The 19863-nt window shown below is 45.6% G+C and carries 19 protein-coding genes; 13 read left to right on the plus strand and 6 right to left on the minus strand.

The features are described 5' to 3' along the window. Positions 1-10: 10 nt before the first annotated feature. From FC61_RS08320 to FC61_RS08350, 7 genes are all read left to right on the plus strand, one after another. Entirely contained in the window at positions 11-712 is a 702-nt protein-coding gene (locus FC61_RS08320; protein WP_021742378.1) for a GntR family transcriptional regulator, read from the plus strand. A 32-nt stretch (positions 713-744) separates the two neighbouring features. Continuing rightward, the gene (gene uxuA / locus FC61_RS08325; protein WP_021742379.1) at positions 745-1815 is read left to right on the plus strand and encodes a mannonate dehydratase; all 1071 of its coding nucleotides are present in this window, start codon (positions 745-747) and stop codon (positions 1813-1815) included. Positions 1816-1889: 74 nt separating this feature from the next. Continuing rightward, a complete protein-coding gene (locus tag FC61_RS08330) occupies positions 1890-2897 on the plus strand; it encodes a LacI family DNA-binding transcriptional regulator (protein ID WP_011666953.1) in 1008 nt (335 codons plus the stop codon). A 235-nt stretch (positions 2898-3132) separates the two neighbouring features. After that, the gene (locus tag FC61_RS08335) at positions 3133-4611 is read left to right on the plus strand and encodes a glycoside-pentoside-hexuronide (GPH):cation symporter (RefSeq protein WP_024525924.1); all 1479 of its coding nucleotides are present in this window, start codon (positions 3133-3135) and stop codon (positions 4609-4611) included. Between the two features lie 55 nt (positions 4612-4666). Then, positions 4667-6247, plus strand: coding sequence for a tagaturonate epimerase family protein (locus FC61_RS08340; protein WP_011666955.1), 1581 nt, complete (start codon positions 4667-4669; stop codon positions 6245-6247). Positions 6248-6285: 38 nt separating this feature from the next. After that, positions 6286-7746, plus strand: a complete 1461-nt coding sequence (gene uxaC, locus FC61_RS08345; protein WP_011666956.1) for a glucuronate isomerase — start codon at positions 6286-6288, stop codon at positions 7744-7746. A 308-nt stretch (positions 7747-8054) separates the two neighbouring features. After that, positions 8055-9296: a condensation domain protein gene (locus FC61_RS08350; protein ID WP_021742381.1), complete on the plus strand. Its 1242-nt coding sequence runs from the start codon at positions 8055-8057 to the stop codon at positions 9294-9296. Positions 9297-9365: 69 nt separating this feature from the next. Here the strand turns inward: FC61_RS08350 and FC61_RS08355 are convergent, their stop codons facing one another. Then, positions 9366-9548, minus strand: a complete 183-nt coding sequence (locus FC61_RS08355; RefSeq protein ID WP_011666958.1) for a hypothetical protein — start codon at positions 9546-9548, stop codon at positions 9366-9368. Positions 9549-9769: 221 nt separating this feature from the next. On the opposite strand from FC61_RS08355, the gene FC61_RS08360 reads away from it, so the two are divergent. After that, positions 9770-11185 (plus strand): MFS transporter, encoded by a 1416-nt coding sequence (locus tag FC61_RS08360; RefSeq protein ID WP_021742382.1) that lies wholly within the window; start codon positions 9770-9772, stop codon positions 11183-11185. A gap of 82 nt (positions 11186-11267) precedes the next feature. On the opposite strand, the gene FC61_RS08365 is transcribed toward FC61_RS08360, so the two are convergent. Together FC61_RS08365 and FC61_RS08370 are read right to left on the minus strand one after the other, a co-directional pair. Continuing rightward, positions 11268-11795: a DUF3278 domain-containing protein gene (locus FC61_RS08365; protein WP_233995610.1), complete on the minus strand. Its 528-nt coding sequence runs from the start codon at positions 11793-11795 to the stop codon at positions 11268-11270. A gap of 2 nt (positions 11796-11797) precedes the next feature. After that, positions 11798-11986, minus strand: a complete 189-nt coding sequence (locus tag FC61_RS08370) for a helix-turn-helix transcriptional regulator (RefSeq protein WP_024525921.1) — start codon at positions 11984-11986, stop codon at positions 11798-11800. A 509-nt stretch (positions 11987-12495) separates the two neighbouring features. Here FC61_RS08370 and FC61_RS08375 point away from each other — a divergent pair. Next, the gene (locus FC61_RS08375; protein ID WP_021742386.1) at positions 12496-14517 is read left to right on the plus strand and encodes a DUF5776 domain-containing protein; all 2022 of its coding nucleotides are present in this window, start codon (positions 12496-12498) and stop codon (positions 14515-14517) included. A gap of 55 nt (positions 14518-14572) precedes the next feature. Here the strand turns inward: FC61_RS08375 and FC61_RS08380 are convergent, their stop codons facing one another. Then, positions 14573-15376 (minus strand): hypothetical protein, encoded by an 804-nt coding sequence (locus FC61_RS08380; RefSeq protein ID WP_021742387.1) that lies wholly within the window; start codon positions 15374-15376, stop codon positions 14573-14575. Positions 15377-15379: 3 nt separating this feature from the next. After that, the gene (gene ybaK, locus FC61_RS08385; RefSeq protein WP_021742388.1) at positions 15380-15883 is read right to left on the minus strand and encodes a Cys-tRNA(Pro) deacylase; all 504 of its coding nucleotides are present in this window, start codon (positions 15881-15883) and stop codon (positions 15380-15382) included. Between the two features lie 145 nt (positions 15884-16028). On the opposite strand from ybaK, the gene FC61_RS08390 reads away from it, so the two are divergent. Both FC61_RS08390 and FC61_RS08395 read left to right on the plus strand, forming a co-directional pair. Next, complete coding sequence (locus FC61_RS08390; protein ID WP_021742389.1) at positions 16029-16754, plus strand: GntR family transcriptional regulator; 726 nt, start codon at positions 16029-16031, stop codon at positions 16752-16754. A gap of 123 nt (positions 16755-16877) precedes the next feature. Then, positions 16878-17549, plus strand: a complete 672-nt coding sequence (locus FC61_RS08395) for a matrixin family metalloprotease (protein ID WP_035464936.1) — start codon at positions 16878-16880, stop codon at positions 17547-17549. Between the two features lie 71 nt (positions 17550-17620). Here the strand turns inward: FC61_RS08395 and greA are convergent, their stop codons facing one another. Further along, entirely contained in the window at positions 17621-18103 is a 483-nt protein-coding gene (gene greA, locus FC61_RS08400) for a transcription elongation factor GreA (RefSeq protein ID WP_021742391.1), read from the minus strand. Between the two features lie 73 nt (positions 18104-18176). Between greA and FC61_RS08405 the strand changes: the two genes are divergently transcribed. Both FC61_RS08405 and FC61_RS08410 read left to right on the plus strand, forming a co-directional pair. Further along, entirely contained in the window at positions 18177-18599 is a 423-nt protein-coding gene (locus FC61_RS08405) for a hypothetical protein (RefSeq protein WP_021742392.1), read from the plus strand. 508 nt (positions 18600-19107) lie between these two features. Next, positions 19108-19863, plus strand: a complete 756-nt coding sequence (locus FC61_RS08410) for a response regulator transcription factor (protein ID WP_024525915.1) — start codon at positions 19108-19110, stop codon at positions 19861-19863.

The raw sequence follows: 19863 nt of genomic DNA on the forward strand, positions 1-19863 counted from the left end.
GTAGTGACCAATGCAACTAACAAATAATATGCGCAGCGAGGCTTACAACGAAATTCGTTATCGCATCATGCACAATAAATATACACCGGGTCAAAAGGTGTCAGAAAAGGTGATCTCAGATGAGCTGGGAATTGGACGAACACCAGTCCGAGAGGCCATTATTCGTATTGAACGGGACGGCTTGATTGATGTCATTCCGCAAAGTGGCACGTACATTTCAAAAATTGATATGAATACCGCTAATAATGCGCGTTTCGTCCGGCAAATTATGGAAGGCGAAATTATGTTGGAGGCAACTGGGCGAATGACGGATGCCTTCTATCAAGAACTACAAGCGAATATGGCTGAACAGGAACGGGTGGTTCAGGAACGCGATCCCGACGCTTTTTTTGATGCAGATGAAGCGTTTCATAAACTCTTCTATATGGCCGCCGATCGCGAAGAGATTTGGAACTGGTTACAGACGATTAATACGCAACTGAACCGGTTTCGGTGGATTCGATTGAAAGTCAGTGACTTGAATTGGGCCACACTCTTAAATCAACACCGCGATATTTTGAAGGCCGTTCATGATCGCAACCTAGACGATGTTCGGTTCGAAATCACCGCTCATTTACGACTAATGTTAAGCGAACGGAAGTATTTGTTGAGTCGTTTTCCAGATTATTTTATGAACGTTAGTGATGAGGACTTAGCGGGTATCCAAGCGTAGACGCGTAGTGATAAGAAAGAGGTTAAATAATCATGGAAATGGGATTTCGCTGGTATGGCAGTCAGAATGATCAGATCCACTTGGCAGATATTCGTCAAATACCCGGTGTCCGCCAAGTCGTCGGGGCCCTGTTTGATATTCCAGTGGGCGAGGTGTGGCCTAAGGACCAGATTATCCAGCTAAAGCACCAAATTGAGGCGGCTGGGCTAAAATTTACAGTGGTCGAATCGGTTAATATTCATGATGACATCAAGATTGGTTTACCCAGTCGTGATCGGTATATTGAAAATTATCAGCAGACGATTCGCAATCTAGCAGCCGCGGGTGTCCGCACAATTTGTTATAATTTTATGCCGATTTTTGACTGGGTCCGAACGAATCTGCACTTTTCCTTGGCCGATGGGTCGCAGGCGTTGGCCTTTGAACAACGGCAGGTGCAACGCCAACCGCAAGACATCATTCATGATATTGAAAACGACGCGAACGGCTTTGTTCTACCTGGGTGGGAGCCCGAGCGACTGGCACAAGTTCAACAGCTTTTTGATGCGTATGCGGGGATCGATGAGGCCCAATTAGCAGCTAACCTTAACTACTTTTTGGCCGCGATTATCCCAGTGTGCGAGGAATGCCATGTTCAAATGGCCTTGCATCCGGATGATCCACCACGGGAATTATTTGGGTTACCGCGGATCTATAAGAATCTCGCGGACATGAACCGAATCGTTGCGATGAATCCCTCAACAGCTAATGGTTTTACCATCTGTACTGGTAGTTTGGGTGAAAACCCGCAAAACGATATTCCAGCAATCATTCGTGAGTTTGTCCCTCAAGGGCGAGTGCCTTTTGTGCATGCGCGGAATATTAAGTTCATGAATGATCAGGGTGATTTTCATGAGTCGGCGCACCTATCATCGATGGGATCGCTAGATATGTTTGCGATTATGCAGGCCTTACATGAGACTGGATTCTCGGGTGTTATTCGACCGGATCATGGACGGGATATTTGGCACGAAAGTGGTCGGCCCGGATATGGGTTGTACGATCGGGCACTGGGAATTACTTACTTGAATGGTTTATGGGAGGCCTTAGAAAAGCAGTCGTGATTTTGCATTCATTGCTAAAAAGGTCTATTCTATAACAACTAAAATATGCGGGTATCCTACGAGGGGGAGACGAGATGACGGAAGTAACGATTCGTACGATTGCACAGCGCGCCAACGTTTCACACACAACGGTTTCGCGTGCACTCAACGATAGTCCATTGGTGAAAGAAGAAACGAAACGCAAGATTAGACAATTAGCGGATGAATTGGGCTATGTTCCGAATTTAAATGCTAAGGGCTTGGTTGAAAACCGATCGTTTTTAATTGGGATCTTTTTTTCGGAGCTAGATACGGGGACGTCACCGAGTTTCTTGGTAGACGTGATTAACCGGGCCAAAGTGGCTTTGCCAGCAGGTTATTCGTTGTCATTAGATAGTATTGAATCTTTGAGCAAAAGTAGTGGTATCTCTCGCCATCAATACGATGGTGCCATTGTGGTTAGTCAGTCGCGGCACGATGATGCGTTCATTGAGATGCTGATCAAGCAGGGATTGCCGGTGGTGGTGCTAAACCGTGAGATTGATCGCCAAGATGTTCCCAACTTTGCGACTAATGACTACTTGGGAACTGAAAAGATTCTGGAATATGCCATTCGCATGGGCCATCAGACATTTGGGATTATTCAAGGGGCAACGGACTTCGTTTCGGCTGCCGATCGACAACAAGCATTTGAGGACGTCGTTAGAACGCATCAGGTGACGGTTAAGCCCGAATGGCGCAAGCGGGGGACCTACTTACCAGATAGTGGCTACGAGGCCATGCGTGCGATTCTAGGGGCCTCTACGGTGCCAACTTGTATCTTTGCGGCTAATGATGATATGGCGGTCGGGGCCATGCGCGCTTGCCAGGACCTCGGCTATAGTATTCCTGGCGACATTTCAATTATTGGGTACGATGACATGAGTTATGCTAAATATTTGATTCCCCGATTGACGACTGTCCGAAAACCAACTGACAGTATCGTCAAGGATGGCGTGGCGGCTTTGACCCAATTATTGGATGACAGTGCAGAAAAAGTGACGAAAAAAATTATCGTCCCAACCTTGATTGTCCGGGATTCTGTGAAGGATTTAAGAAATTAAATCCTTTTTTTTGCAAAAAAATGTTAACGTGTGCAGAACTTTGTGATAAGATAATCATTGTTAGATGGAAAGCGCTTACTAAGGCGTTTAAGTAGAGCGTCGTGTTTTGATGGTTCACGGCGTTCTACGGCTTATCAGCGATGCTGATGGGTTACATATCGTTATTTTTGTTACCGTGTGTATTCTGTTAGAACCGCTTTGTATTTGGCTGTTGATAATTTTAGGAGGTGCTCGAATGAGTGAGAATGCAGCAACAAATCCTCATCCAGAAGCAGACGTAAGTACACAAGATGAGGCCATGATTAATGACTCGTCTAAGCAGATCCCCACTCGTGAAAAGATCGCCTATGGTTTTGGTGATTTTGGGAACGGGTTCATGTTTGACTTAGGTCAGGCTTACTTGACTAAGTTCTGGATTGACGCCTGTGGTATTGGTGCAGGGGCTGTTGCCGGAATCTTTGCTTTCACCAAGATCTTTGATGCCTTCATGGATCCCATTGCCGGATCGGTGATTGATAATCGTAAGAAAATTGGGAAGCAAGGTAAGTTCCGACCCGTCATGATGATTTCTGCAATTATCTTAGGGATCATGACGGTGGTCACGTTCACCATGCCAAGTGGTTTGAGTGGAACGCAGAAGATCATTTATGCTTATGCAGCTTACATGATCTGGGGACTGGTTTACTCGTTTACCAATGACCCGTATGGTTCGTTGGCATCTGTCATGTCTCGGAATTCGCAAGACCGGAGTTTCATGGCAACTTCTCGTCAAGTTGGTTCGGTTGGTGCGCAATTCATTGCTGGGGTTGCCTTTATCCCATTGATGGGAATGATTGCCAATGGGAATACCGGTGTTAAGGAAGAACACGGGTACTTCTGGGCCGCTGCCGTCTTTGCGGTTATCGGGGTCTTGATGTTTGCCGTTTGTTTCTTAGGGACTAAGGAAAACGTCAAAGTTCACCGGAATACCGGTGAGAGTGCCAAAAAGGAAGGTTTCAAAGATTACATCCGCGTTATCTTCAAGAACGGTCCACTGGGTGCTTTGATTCTGATGACTTTGTTTACCATTTCTGCCATGAACACCAACAACCAAATGATGGTGTTCTACGCACAATACAACTTAGGTAATATTGGCTTGCAGCCAATTGTTAACGCTATCATGATGGGCTGCTCCATCGTTGGGGTCTTCATGATTCCGACGTTGACTAAGCACTTTGGTCAAAAGCGGACGGCAATGTGGAGCTTCGTTATCGGGGCCGCTGCTAACATCTTGAACTACTTCTTACCATCCAACGTAATTACATTCGTTGTCTTGGTAACAATTGGTTACACAGCGTTAGCCATTCCAAACGGGATTACGTGGGCCATGGTGTCTAATGCGATTGATTATGGTGAATGGCGTTCCGGTGTCCGGAAAGAGGCCATTACCTACGCCGCATTTAACTTCTCACGGAAGTTAGCACAGTCCTTAGCTGCTTTGGTTAGTGCCGGTGTCTTGGCCTTAACGGGTTACGTGGCCAACGCTAAGCAAACACCAGAAGCTTTGAATGGGATTAAAGCAGCGATGACGCTGTACCCAGGAATTTGTTTGTTAGTCGCCGCAGTTGTCATCGGTTTCTTATACAAACTGGATGACAAGAACTTTGCCAAAGTCGCTGATGACTTGGATCATGGTCGTTGGGAACACGGCAAGATTAGTGGCAACCTTAAATAATTAGGTCTTATGTTTCTTAAAAATGGTTTAGATAACTATATTGGAGGCAATATTGATGGATTTACAAAAATTAGTTTCAGACGTTTATGAAATTATCGACGCACAAGGTAACTACGATAACTTATCAGACAAGGAAGTTTACGCCCCTTCTATTCAAGTAGAACGGCGCAATGTTTACTTCATTTTGCACGAAACACAAAACAAGCAAACGGTTAAAACGTTAGTGGTCTACGAAGATCGTGATGACGCCAAGGAATTTGACGCTAAGGATAGTATCCAAGATGCTAACAAGACGTTGATCATTGGTGACTTAAACGAAACCAACTGGCACGCTTTAGCTAAACGCTTTGCTTGGATCAAGCCAACCTCTCGTCATGGTTACAAGTACACCTTTGGTTTAGGTGACCGGTTAGGTAATGCTTCTAACGCTCATTTACGCTTATTCAAGGGCCGTGGGATTGTGCCAGTCTTAGCACAACAATCCATTCGTGAATTACTTTTGATGAACCGGACCGAAACGGACGTCTTATTAGATGCCGGCTGGTCAGTCTTTGAAGAAGGTTATACGGACGGCTGGGTTGACGATGGTGACCACGTTAAGAACCCACACGAAGTGGACTATGCGGTTAAAGCCGGTTGCACCATGATTACCTTGGATGCGACTGAAAAGATCCACAACGAAGTTGCCGACTTCTCTGATGAAGAGTTGGATGCGAAGTACAACGCCTTAAACAAGGACTTGGTTGACCGTTTCAACGAAACTTATTTAGACAAGACATTCCAAATCAGCGACGATGCTGCGGTTCACTTCTCCAAGCGTGACCTGGAAGAATCTGTTTTGATCTTCTTCGGTGCCGTTAAATATGCCATCTTTATCTACCACAAGTTCATTGTTCCTTACAACTTGGACTTTGAAATCTCCATGGATGAAACGATTGTGCCAACGACACCAGCTAACCACTACTTCTTTGCGAATGAATTGAACCGTGAAGGCATCACGCCAGAAACGTTGGCCCCTAAGTTCTATGGTGAATTCCAAAAGGCGATTGATTACATTGGTGACGTTAAGCGCTTTGAAGACGAATACGTGGTTCACGAAGCTATCGCCGAACACTTTGGTTACAAGTTGAGTATCCACTCTGGTTCCGATAAGCTGTCTGTTTATGAAATCATTGGTCGTTTGTCCAAGAAGCATGGCTGGCACGTTAAGACTGCCGGAACGAACTGGTTGGAAGCATTGCGGGTAATTGCCCACGTTGATCCTAAGTTCATGGTTGAAATGTACAAGTTTGCTTATGAAAACTTGGATGATGTGGCTTCCTTCTATGTCTTCAATGCCCAAACGGATGGTAAGGCACCTAAGCCAGAAACCATTAACGAAGGCAATGTTATGACTTTGCTGGAAGGCGACGACTCACGTCAGGTTCTGCACACCATGTATGGCTCACTCTTAAATGCGCAAAAGAGTTACGAATACGTTTACCGTGATAAATTCTTCAAGATCTTGAAAGAAAACCAAGACTTGTATGACAAGTACCTGAACATTCACATCGCAGAACATCTCGACTTACTCCAAGGCTTAGCCAAGACAAAGGAAGAAGTTCAAGCGAAGTACGAACCAAAAATCAACGAATAATCACGATGATTCTTCATTAATTAAGGAGGACAAGACTAATGGACTTGCTGGACAACGATTTCTTACTCGGAAACGACATGGCCAAGAAGCTGTTCCACGATTACGCACAAAACATGCCAATCATTGACTTCCATTGCCATTTGAACCCAGAAGAAATCTATGAAAACAAGAACTACGAAAACATCACCAAGATTTGGCTAAACGAAGGCACTTATGGTGACCACTACAAGTGGCGCTTGATGCGGGCCAATGGTGTTCCAGAGAAGTTGATCACCGGTGACGGCGACGACTATGATAAATTCATGGCTTGGGCTGAAACGATTGAAAAGTCCATGGGGAACCCACTGTACGAGTGGACCCATTTGGAATTGAAACGCTTCTTCCACATTGATGAGGTCTTCAGTCGCAAGACTGCGCCAGAAATTTGGAAAAAGGCCAACGCCTTACTTCAAACGGAAGACTTCAAGCCACGTAACTTAATCAAGAACTCTAACGTCAAGGCTGTTTGCACGACGGATGACCCAGCGTCTGACTTGCATTACCACAAGGAAATCAAGAAGGACGAAGCTGAAAATGGTTTCCGGACATTACCAGCTATGCGACCTGACAAGTTGATCCAAATCGATCGGGACGGCTTTGCGGCTTACCTGAAAGAATTAGGTGATATTTCCGGTGTTCAAATCAGTTCGTTCAAGGACATTATTAAAGCCTTGCACCAACGCTTTACCTTCTTTAATGAGATGGGTGGCCGGCTGTCTGACCATTCACTGTTGACTTATCACTTCGTTGAAGCCACAGATAGTGAATTGGATGCAATCGTTAACAAAGGGGTTAACAACGAAGACTTAACACCTAAGGAATTGGACCAATACATTACGATGCTATTGGAAAACCTGATGAAGTTAAACAAGGAATTCGATTGGACCATGCAGTTCCACGTGAACTCCATCCGGGATTTGAACCGGCCAATGTTTGACAAGTTAGGTGCTGATACGGGTTACGATGCCGTTGGGACCCAACCAGACATCGCAGGTGAATTGCAAAAGCTGTACACCAAGATGCGTAGCAGCAACGATATTCCAAAGAGTATCTTCTACTCCTTGAATGATAATGACTGGATGCAATTGGCAACGATGATGGGAGCCTTCCAAGAAGGTGGCCAACAACGGTTACAATTGGGTGCCGGTTGGTGGTTCAATGATACTGCTGAAGGTATGGACAACCAGTTACGGATCTTCGCACAAGAAAGCTTGTTACCAAACTTTGTTGGGATGTTGACAGATTCTCGAAGCTTCCTGTCTTACCCACGTCACGAATACTTCCGTCGGGTGCTTTGCAACTTCTACGGTAAGTTAGCCGAACAAGGGCGTGTACCAAACGATGAAGCAGCGTTGGGTCAAATTGTTCAAGATATTTCTTACAACAATGCTTATAAGTTCTTCGGTTTCTTCCCAGACAAGACACCGGACGAATTATTTAAGACGACCGCCAAGGCTTAATTGGTGATTGCATGAAGGTATTGTCTAGCCACAGCCGGTGAGCTTGGTTGGACGATACCTTTTTTGGATCAATGATATGCTTTCCAGACGCGGGTCTCATGCGAGTCTTGGGGGCGCGACTTCGATCCTTGAAACCCACAAGTGTGGAGCTTAAAGTCGTGTCCGGTACGTTCCAGCTCATTTACCGTGACCAAAGGGCGGGCAGTTCTTTGCCCAATTTAAAACTAAACGAGTTTCATCTCAATTGAAGCCCAATTGGGTTTATTATTGAGGTAATCGGAGCAAACGCTAGAAAAGGAGTGAGTCACATGAATGATAATCCACTAAATATTTTGCACACGATTGGGCTAAAGGCCCTGTACCCGGTCATCCGCTGTCAGTTGAAATTGGCCGGTCAATTGGATGTATCGCGGTTAATTCAGGCCGTTAATTTGACAGCTAAAGTGGTGCCAGAACTCTTTTGCCGCTACGAACTAGCCGATAATAGTTGGCAGCCAGTGGTCACTGACGCTTCAACACTGGTACAAGAAGTGCCAGCTGATGCACCGTTAGATGATACGCCGGACTGGTTTACGCAACCACAGCTCAGAGTTCAGGTGCAGGCAACATCTTCGGAAACTACACTAACGCTGACGATCAGTCATATTTTGACCGATGGGAGTGGATTTAAACAATACCTTTATCTCTTAAGCGATTGCTATAATCGTGGCCCAGTAGCCATTACGGGTGTGAAAAATGTGGTCGAGTTGAGCTGGTTAAAAGAACTGTTGGCCAGTCACCCCGCACCGCAAACGGGGAATGTGGATCACCCCGCCCAACCGTTGCAATTACCTAAGTTAGCAGCGGCTTCGACAGAACAGCAACGGCCTCAAGTTAGCGGTTTACGGCTTTCCCAACAGTTAACGCGGGACTTGCTGGCAGCCACTCATGAACAGGGCGTGACGGTCAATGATGTCTTGTTAGCCACTTTTGGTAAGACCATTCAGGCCTACAATCAGGGAAATACAACCTTGGCGATCGCATGTCCAACTGATATGCGGCAAGCCATCAAGCATAATCACGATTTAAGGATTGCTAACCATACGGCTCGGTATAATCCGGTGATAACATCGGCTAGTGATGAACCCATTGGAACAGCAGTGCAGAAGATGCATACGGAAATGACGCAGTTGAAACAGCGAGATCAATTCTTGGATTCGGTTCGGTCACTGATGGCCCAATACCAAACGCTGGGAATTCATGAACTTCAACAGATTGTTGAAGCCAACTATCACGTGCGCGAGATTGGTTACACAAATTTTGGGGTTATCGACGATCAGCGATTAGTCTTTGACCAGTTACCGGTGACCCAGTGTCTGTTAACCGGCTCATTTCGGACGGCCCCCATGTTCCAAGTGGCTTGCAGCACATTTAAAGGTGAACTGTCACTTGGATTCAATATGATTGGAACAGACGAAGAAGTTCAGTTCGGTCGAGTAGTGACGACCGCTATGGTTGCTCAGATCAAAGCCTTCGTTGCCCAGAGCACCACTGACGCGGTTGTTTTGTAAAAAGTATGGCAGTCTAAAAAAAGGCCCCATCGTCAAGTCGTGACGGTGGGGCCTTTCAGTAGCTTTCATTTATTGTAGTGGTTCGATTTGCTTTTGAACCAATTCCTTGTAAGTCGTTGAAAGGGAGTGGTTGTGGTTAACTTGACTCGTGGTTGCGGCACTGGAATCAGCCCAAGCCTTAGTGGCAAAAGCACCAGAACCTAAAACAGCAACAACAGCAACGATAGCAACAACAGTTTTGAATACACGCATATTTGATAATCCCCTTTTCTGCTCTCTTGATTTGTTCACGTGAACATCGTAAGACTTTCAGAAAAATAAGTCAAGAATATGAAAACAATTGGAAAGGGTTTCAGTTAAAAAAGTTTTGATTAACCGCTTTCGCTTGTGAAAAAGTCCAATTTAGGGCATGACTTGGCGGAAAAAGATGCGTATGATAAATAGAGAAGCGATTATAATTTCGATGAAAATGAATGAAAAGGAAGCGACTTGTTTTGTCTAATTCAACCAAAGTCACTAGTAAGGAACTGGTGGCAATTTTTGCCGTTGCCTTGATGGCCTTCGTGGGGATTCTCGTCGAAACCTCGATGAATGTGACCTTCCCCACGTTAATGAAGACGATGCACGTCTCTTTAAATCTCGTGCAGTGGATTACGACGGGATATTTGTTAACGGTAGCCTTACTGATGATTACCTCGGCCTTCTTGCATCAGCGGTTTAAAAACCGACAACTCTTTGTGGTGGGGGCCTCTTTATTTATTTTGGGCGACCTGATTTGTGCGTTCGCACCTAACTTTTGGATCTTATTATTGGGTCGGATTGTCCAGGCGGGATGTGCTGGAATTGCCATTCCGTTGATGTTTAACGTGGTCTTAGAGACGGTTCCCCGCGCCCGATTAGGTTTTTATATGGGGATGGCCGGACTGATTTTGATGATTGCCCCCGCTAGTGGTCCAACTTTTGGTGGGGTAATGGTGGCCCTCGGTAGTTGGCGTTGGATCTTTTGGTCTACGTTACCGATTGAAGCATTGATTCTAATTTTGGGGTATGGGGCGATTCGTCAAGTTAGTGACGTCCGACCGGTCCATTTTGATTGGAAACAATTTGGCCTGCTGGCGGTGGCCTTTATTAGCTGTATGCTAGGTGTCAATAGTCTGAGTACGGCCGGCTGGCTGAGTTGGCAGTTCCTAGGCGGGGTGCTCTTAGCCATCGTTGCCATTCTGAGCTATGTGCAAGTTGCCAAACGGAGTGCGCAACCACTATTAAAATTGGAAATATTTAAAAATCCGGTCTTCACCTACAGTTTCTTTGCGTATGTGAGTCTGCAATTTTGTAATATTGGGATCAACTTTGCCTTGCCGAATTACGCGCAAATCGTGGTGGGCGCTGGCTCACTGATTGGTGGTTTAATGCTGCTACCAGGAAGCTTGATTACAGCGGTTTGCCAGCCGTGGTTTGGTCATTTGCTAGACGCCCATGGTGCTCGGCTTCCCATTTTGTTGGGAAACAGTCTATTTGTGCTGGCGGCGCTTGGTTTTACGCTGATGGGCCAGCACCTGAGTGTGATCATTATCGCGGTACTGTACATTGTCTTTAGTATTGGTCGCTCGATGGCATTTAGTAACACCATGACGAACGGGTTAAAAGAAGTAACCATCCAGCAACGTGCGGATGCCAATGCGATTTATAACACGGGGCAACAATTTGCGGGGTCACTGGGGACAACCATTTTAGCGGCCTTGATGTCGTCGGTTAAGAATGGGCAAATGTCTTATGCCCATGAAACGGCGGTGGGGAGTCAACTGGCATTTGGTTTAATCTTAGTCTTGGGCCTGTTGAACTTTATTCTCTATACGATTGTTTTTCGGTATCAAACGACGGATAAGTAACTTGTCTTTGGGTAAACGTTTTGAAAAAGTGAACACCACAAATAAGGGTTCAGGACCATTTGTCCTGAACCCTTATTTGTGGTTAATACTTTTTAAGCCGGGATACGGAAACCAACCCCATGGCGGCACCAAATAAGATGCTGGTAAGGCCTGTTTTGGTGAACTGGTGCATGGACCCTAGGTCGTGCCAAAAGTTAGTGCCATCAAAGACCGTGTCGGTTAGAGCTATCACTAAAGATTCCAGAATGAAAAAGTATAGTGCCTGTCCCACCGACACCCAAAAGATATGCCGGTAGGCTACGTGCCGATCCTGATAGCTGATTTCGTGAGTAGTTAAGCCTGCATGACGGCTGGCCCAGGCGATATAGGGCAAGACCACTAACGTGAAGTAAAAAAAGTTCGTTAAGATTAGCCCCAGCAAGGCATTTTCTGGCGAACTTTCTGCCCAAAAACAGGCAACCACTGGTGCGATGAGCAAGATCGGCCAGGAAATCATGAAGGCATTGTTCCCGATCCGATTAACTTCTTGACGTTTATATTCATCAAAATTCCCCGAAATTCCGTAAAAGTGTTTCACAATTTTATCCCAAAGACTTTCTTGGTTAGTCATGGTCATTCCTCCCAGAATAACTGATTTAAGTCCGTGTGTAGGGCTTTGGCCAGTCGAAGACATAGATCCAGGGATGGATTGTATTTATCGTTTTCTACTAAGTTGATGGTTTGTCGCGCAACGGCAATTTTCTTAGCCAACTCAAATTGCGTCAGACCAGCTTGCTTACGGTACTCTTTAACTCGGTTCACGACAACGTTCCTTTTGACAAATGTCATCTATATTTGACATTGCCAGTATGGTCCAATCAGGTCGGCATGTCAAATATAAATGACTTTTAATTGTCAGTTACGAAATACGACCAACTAGTATCGTCAGGAGAGTTAACTCCTAGTGATTGCTGCCACTGCAAGAGTTACTAAATTAACGGTGAATATAAATGTATACCATATATAATTGCATAGTTTATATTTTATTGTTGTATTTAATTTTCAAATATGGGAAAATGGCGGTATAGGCATATGGTTAACACTGCTTCCTTTTAACAAGTGAATTTAGATTACCCGATAATTAGATTGGCATAATGACCAAAATCGATTGAATTGATCAGGTCAATCGCTCTAATCGCTGACTTTTGGGCAATGACGATTAACTTATTATTTGGAATGAAGCCTATCTCCCAATTGAATTGTGGGAAATGGATTGTAATCATTTTGCTTAATTGTGAGATCGATCATACACCAAAGGGGGAGTGGCGACGATGAAGCAATTAATGAAAATTGGACTAGTTGCGGCTAGTTTGATAGTAGGTGGCTGTATAGCACAAAATCCGGCGTCTGTAAGGGCTGATGCTAATGCAAGTTCGCAGGTCAATGCAGATAAGCCGGACACCGATGAGGTGAGTTTTGGTGATCCAGCGCTACAAAAGATTGTGGCAGATTCCATGGGAATCAGGAGCGGAACAATCACGTACGGTGATATTCGACATTTTAAAGGGCAGCCTTATATTTCGGCGATTCCACAGGCAGTAGAAAATTTGACGTCGTTGAAAGGGTTGGAAAGTCTGAATGAGTTACCTAATGGTATTTATTATTTGGGATTGAATATTCAGGCGGGTGTCTCATTAGCACCAATTGCCGGCCTAACCGTTTCTCAACTCAGCATTCAGCAGGACGGGATGCATACCAATGATTTTGAAGTTCTAAATACGCTTAAATTTCATGACATGCCTGCCGGTACAGCGTTTAATCAAGTGGAAATTGTTGGTAATACCGGTAATGCCAATCGTGCGGGATTGGTAAATGATGATTTGAATAAGTTAGCGCCACTTTTTAATCGGGCCTATGAGGCAAACAAAACGGTTAAAGATTTTGGATTTAACTTGTCTAATCAACGGATCACGGATTTTTCATTTTTTAATAGTGGACCAATCAAAAATACCGATGTATTTGCAACTGACGAGTACCAAGTATTTTCCGATAAAGTTCAAATTGATCCAGAAGGATTTACTGAGAATACTGAGGTCAAGGTTCCAACACAGGTAAAGGGCATGGACGGAGAACCCGTTCAAACAAGCACACGTATCTGGAATGCGAGAACCAGTCAGTGGGACGCAATTAAGAAGCAAGGGACCACAACGTTAGCTACTGGTCTGGTTTCTACTGATAAATGGATTATTGTGGCGAATCAATTGGCCCATGGTTACCCTGAGACCATTAAATATGCTAATGGCAATTCTTTACGGGTTGCTGGGACGCAATATTATCCGATCAGTTGGGAAAAGACGCCAACGCCGCAGCCTGAACCTGAGCCAACACCGACGCCAACGCCTAAACCAGATCCTGATTTACCACCAAAGCCTGAACCGGGTTTGAAAAAAGGAACAGTGGTATACGCACTGAAGAAGGTCTACTTGTATCAACACCCCACGTTTAAAAAGGGTGAACGAACTGTCGGCTATGTCCGTAAACAGCGAGTTAATCGACCAATGTTTGTCGTCACTGGCTATGCAAGATCGAAAGCGGGCCTATTGCGTTACCAGGTGCGAGACGTTAATCACCAGTATCGACACACTGACGGACGGACCGGGTATATCACCGCTAAGAGCAGCTACGTGCGGCCCGTTTATTATCAGGCGAAACATCAAACGGTGACGGTCATTAATCCGCAAGGTGTTAATTTGTATAAAAATAAGAACCTGACCCAACGAACGCGACATTTACGGCAAGGGCAGTTGCTGAAAGTTAAACGGATCGTTAAGCATCGATTGACGACGCGTTACCAATTAAGTAATGGCAACTATGTCACGGCTAATCGGAAGTTGGTTAAGTTGGGAACGGTTACTTATCCGAAGTACGTTATGGCTAAAGGCGCTTTGAATCGCTATCAAACGGTTAATCTGGATAAAAAGAACCGTCATTATCAACGTAAACAGCGGGCCGTCTTCAAAGTTAGCTACACAGATTATTCACGTAACACGAGTAATCGCCTGACGGGCGTTAAGCGATACAAAGTTGCTGGCGGATATATTTCTGGTAATCCACGGTTAGTGACAAATCTGTATTACCAAGGCCGACCACACAGCCGTCAAGTTCGCGTGATTGCTCGCTCAGGTATTAGGGGCTATCAGCATCAGAACCTGACGGGCCGATCTTATAAGATTTCCAAAGGAAAAGTGTTAAAAATTCGGCGGATAATTGTTCGCAACGGCTTGGTCAATCGTTATCAATTAACCAATGGCCATTACATTACTGCTAACAAAACGTTCGTAAAAACAAAATAGCATAACTTAAACAGGCCATTAAACTGTCAGCGTTTAATGTCCTGTTTTTTGCGTGCTAATGATCTTTAATCTGTAAGGCTAATCGGACTAGAAGGTTGGTGATCAGTGAGACCAGTAACGCATAACTCAAGACAACAGCGAGTAGGATCATGGCCGCCGTAACGATTTTAAGAAATGCCGCCACGTGGTTAAGCATGGTTAAGCCAACCGTTAGGATCGTAACTAGTGTGACAAAACCAATGAAGCCAATCCGCGAGTTAGCAAAGTCAGCGGTACTCAGATCAAAGCCGCCAACGCTAATATTTAGCGATAAAACCAGCATCAGTGTCCATCGTAAACCGGCATGAGTATCACCACCGAGTGCTTGACGGAAGCCGCCCCAGTCAAGTGCAAAGGGGTTGGCAATCAGTGTCAGCATCCCTTGAAATAGACTGGGAACCAGCAAAGCAGTTAGCCCCAGTAGCACGGCCGCGCAGCCAAAAATTGGCGCAATGCCGATGAATAAGTTACCAGTTGTTTGGTACCAATTCCGCTGATTCCATGAGTGATTGACGTAACCCAGTGCAAGATCAGGTTGGCCGTCAAAGCCTGGCTGATCGGGATGGGGGCGTTTGAGCAAGCGGACTCGGTCGATGCGATGCCCGAAGACTAGCGCCGTTAATAGGTGACTTAGCTCGTGAAAGAAGATGCCGAGAAAGCCCAGATATAGTTCACTGTTGAGGCCAAAGCCGTTAGCCAAGAACCGTTTGGTATCTCGGTTGAGGTAGGTTAGGACCGTGATGAAGAGAAAGGGAATGACAATGACATCTAGCCCCACGATGCCGAGATTTTTAAAAATCAGACCTAAGTCAGTATTCATCCGTTACTCCAGCAGATCCGTAAATGTGCCGTGAACGAGCGTTGCCAATTCGGTAGCATCGAGTTCCACGGAACGGCCAATTTGACCGGAGGATACCAAGATTTGTCCCTGTTCCTGAGCTGAATTGTCGAAGTAGATGGGGAAGTGGTTCTTTTCCCAAATGCCAACGGGGGTGTTGGCCCCATGCTCATAGCCAGTCGTCTTGACGAGGTCCTTGAGGGGGACCATATCAACCTTCTTGTTGCCGGAGGCCTTGGCGAGCTTCTTTTCATCGAGATGCTCATCAATTGGGAGCACACCGACGACAGGGCCGGTGGTGGGACCACTGAGAACTAAGGTCTTATAAATGTGGTGTTCGTCTACTTGGTCGTGATCGACCTCCATCTGGGCGACGTCCCCCTTTGTGTGGGTAGCAAATTCGTATTGCTTGTAGGAAATTTTATTTTTATCGAGAATCTGTTCGACAAGCGTCTTATGGAGTCGCTTGCCTTTCTTTTTCTTAGCCATGTTGGTCACCTTTCGTATATGGATTGGACCGCACTTTAAAAATAGCTGGACCGGGTTGCTTTTGGAGAAAAGCAGACACCACACGTAAAACCTGCTATACTCTTAGACAGTGACACGTCAAGTTGAAAGAGTATGAGGAGATACCATGGCAGATTTAGTCTATCGACAAGTGATGCGCGACTTGAAGCAACGCATTCATCAAAATGAATTTCCCAATAAGCGCTTGCCAGACGAACGTAGTCTGAGCGAAGCCTATGGGGTTAGTCGCAGCTCGGTGAAGCGCGCCTTGAGTGTGCTCGCCAATCAAGGGATTATTTTTAAAAAACGAGGGTCCGGTACCTTCATTAACCCATTATATATGAAAAACCAAACAATTTTTCAATATGAGGGTTCAAATTTGGGAATCACGGATAGTATGAAGTCTGCTGGCAAGACGCCAGGCATTCAATTGCTACAGTTTGACGTGGTTCCAGCCAATAAAGAAATTCAACAGGATCTTTTTTTGGAAGATGGCGATTTCGTTTATGAGATCAAGCGGCTGCGGACGTTTAATGACCAGCCGTTCATGATTGAGACGGGGTACATTCCCATTAAGATTGCGCCGAATTTATCGAAGGCCACAGTCTCTGGCTCCATTTTTAACTATTTGGAGAGTCAGGGGAAGGTCGTTACTAAGTCTTTCATGTCAATTCAAGCGCAGCCCTCAACGGCAGAGGATCAGACCTTGTTACATTTAAAGCCGGTCGAACCGGTAGGCATCATGGAAGGGGTCTTCTTCCTCGATGATGGGACCCCCTTTGAAGTGTCAAACATGCGTCTCCATTACCAATATTTGAACTATAACACGTTTGTCTCTTTAGATGAAGAATAGACGTGAGAAAGGGATGATCGGGCAATTTGCCGGTCATCCCTTTAAATTAACCCTATGATTTAAGAAACGGTTGTGCTATAAATAATAAATAGTTAAGTGGCTAAAAAATAGGGGGGAATGAGCATGCGTTGGGGTCGGGGAGTTTTGTTAGGGTTGTTAGGGGGTCTACTGGTTATCGGGTTAGGGTACCGCAGTGGCCGGTTTCCACAATTGACAACCACCATTAATCAAGTGCGCAACCAAGTTTCGGGGGCAATGACGCCCCAGGGACAAGTGGTTACGCACGCGCACTCATTCAAGGTACCTAAGAACGCCACGCCCGTTGAGGATATTGTGCAAGGCGTGAGTCTGAATAAAACTTACCACTATCAGTTCAGCGACCAGTTAAATGCTAACGGCAAGCAGGTTTTTAGTGATGCTGTAGATGTCTATAATCAAACCGGCGTGGTGCACTTGGTCGCGGGCGGCAATTGGGGTAGCCGCAATCAGATTACCTTCTCCGTTTACCATAAACACATGCCCAGTCAATCAAAATTCGTTGAGCTGGGGCATGGTGGCCCAGAAATCATTCAGACGACAACCGATTGGGGTACCAAGAGTGTTAATCATGCGGAAGCCAGCCTCAATGGCGATTACTCGCAAGCGTACAGTGATGCGGTTGCCGTCCATGAACTCGGCCACGCCTTGGGACTCGATCACAGTAAATCCCGATTATCGGTCATGTATCCGGTGGCGCACGGGCAAACCCAGTTATCAGACGGGGATATCACCAGTTTGAAATTGATCTATCAATAAACTAATTGAAGACAACGCGCCTTGGACAACGGTCCCAGACGCGTTTTTTTAATGGTATACTAAGGCTATTCTCATTTTAAGGTTAACTGGACTTGATTAATTTGGACCTGGTAACTGGCGTGCGGCGCTAAAATAGTGACCGTATCGCCGGGTTGGTGGCCGAGTAAGGCTTTGCCCAAAGGGGATACGCGGGTGATCTTCCCAGCTGCTAGGTCGGCTTCTTGTGTCCCTACCAGCTGGTAGGTTGCTTGCTCATGGTCGTCCAGAAAGGTTACGGTGACCCATTTGCCCAGTTCAACCACAGCAGAGTCACTGGGCGCCACTACCTTGGCATATTGGAGTTGTTTGGTATAAAAGCGTAATTGACTCTCTAAATGTCGTAAATCCCGTTTAGCGGCTGAGTATTCGGCATTTTCGGATAAATCGCCGTGGGCGCGGGCCTCAGCTAGAATGGCAATTTTTTCTGGCCGGTCGGCTTCAAGGGCAGCAATTTTTGATTGCAGGTCTTGGTAGCCGGCCGCTGTAATTGGATTGAAATCGTGTGAACTTGGCATGATATTTCCCCTAATCGGTAACGATTAAATTCATTTTAACGAATGCAATTGTAAAAGAAAAGGAGTCCCCACTATGAAATTAACCTGGCAGTATTGGTTGAAACAGGCTGGCATCGGCTTACTATTTATTTTAGTGGTTGCTAGTCTGGGTCATTTGAATTATACACAATGGCGGTTGTTACCAGGCTGGACTATGGCCGATTGGTGGTTTGCCGTGTGTTGGCTATGCTTTCCGTTTGCGAAATGGGTCATCTTGGAGGATAACCGAGATGTGCAGGCACCAACTATTCGGCGCCGGACACGAGCGCAACGTGCGGCTGATAAGACTGCATCGGTTTACGAGAAAATGGCGCCTAAGGCCCGTGAACCGCGGCTGACGGCTGCACCAAAAACAGCGTTGGTTTGGTATTGGCGCGGATTAATTGATGTGGTACTGGTGTTTGTAGGGCCACTCATTTTGGGTGGATTTTTAGCTTATTCGTTACGGCACAATTAAATTGTGTCGTTTTTCTCGGCGTTATCGTGCAAAAATGGACGTTTGTGCCAGTTCCTAATTGGTGTGAGTGATCCATGTTAAAGTAGTGACAGTTGGAAGGGGGTCAGTTCTTCGACAACTGATTTCGTCGGTCAATCGGTTAAAGTATGTGTTAGTACACACAAGCCAGATTGATGGAACGCCCCTGATGATTCTCTAAACAACATAAGCGGTCTGATTGAACGTTAAACTGTGTGGGTAACCGGTGTGTTCGGTGTTGCCAATGTCCAAAGAGTGAGCGATGGTTATTGGATGATCCGAGGGTGTTTGACTAGTTAGAACTTGGGGGAGTGCTAATTTAGCCGGTAGTAAGGTTCAAGATTTGCTTAGAAAGGGGGGCTACCATGGGGGGTAGTTCCTTTTTTTTCGATGCGAAAAGTGACGAGCAAACGTTTGCAAACTGATGAGATTCAGGTTACATTAGTGGAGACAGATGTTAACGGACATGGTAAAAAGGGTGTGATAAGTTTTGTTAGCCGTCTATCTTTGTGAGGATAATCCCGAACAATTAAAATTATATACGCGAGTGGTTCAGCGCTACATCATGATTAATGATTATGATATGCAAGTTAGGTTAGCAACACCGAGCCCTAAGGCATTATTAACGGAGCTAACGCGTAATCCACCTGAGTATGCCTTGTTTTTCTTGGATATTGAGTTCCCAGCGGAAAAACTGACCGGGCTGGAAACGGCGATTCGAATTCGGCAACAGCTGGGATTTGCGGAAATTGTTTTTGTTACGACACACTCTGAAATGGCATTGCTCACCTTTGAGCGGAAAGTTGAACCAATGGACTTCGTGGTAAAAGACCTGGGTCCAGAACAAATTTATCAAAAATTACGTGAGAATATCGACTACGGTTATGAACGGTATACCAATTATTTGGGTAATACCGAAAACCTCTTCAGCTATATGATCGGGGGGCGGACGTTTAGCCTACCAATGGGGGACGTGTACTTTGTGGAAACGGCCGAAACGCCGCATAAAGTCATTGTTCACGCAGCGAGTCAGCTGGTTGAGTTCCCCGGATTCTTAAAAGATATTGCGGATCAGTATTCAGAACTGTATCGAACGGATAAAAGCTTTCTGGCGAATTTGGATAATGTGGTGGGAATCGACAATGATGAGCGGCGGTTGATTTTTCCCAATGGGGATAAGACGGACGTCGCAACCCGGCGGTTTCATGAGGTTAAAACATTGGTTCAGAAGCATTTGAAGTCCTAA

The sequence above is a fragment of the Levilactobacillus brevis ATCC 14869 = DSM 20054 genome, from assembly GCF_001433855.1.
In the GTDB taxonomy this organism is placed as follows: domain Bacteria; phylum Bacillota; class Bacilli; order Lactobacillales; family Lactobacillaceae; genus Levilactobacillus; species Levilactobacillus brevis.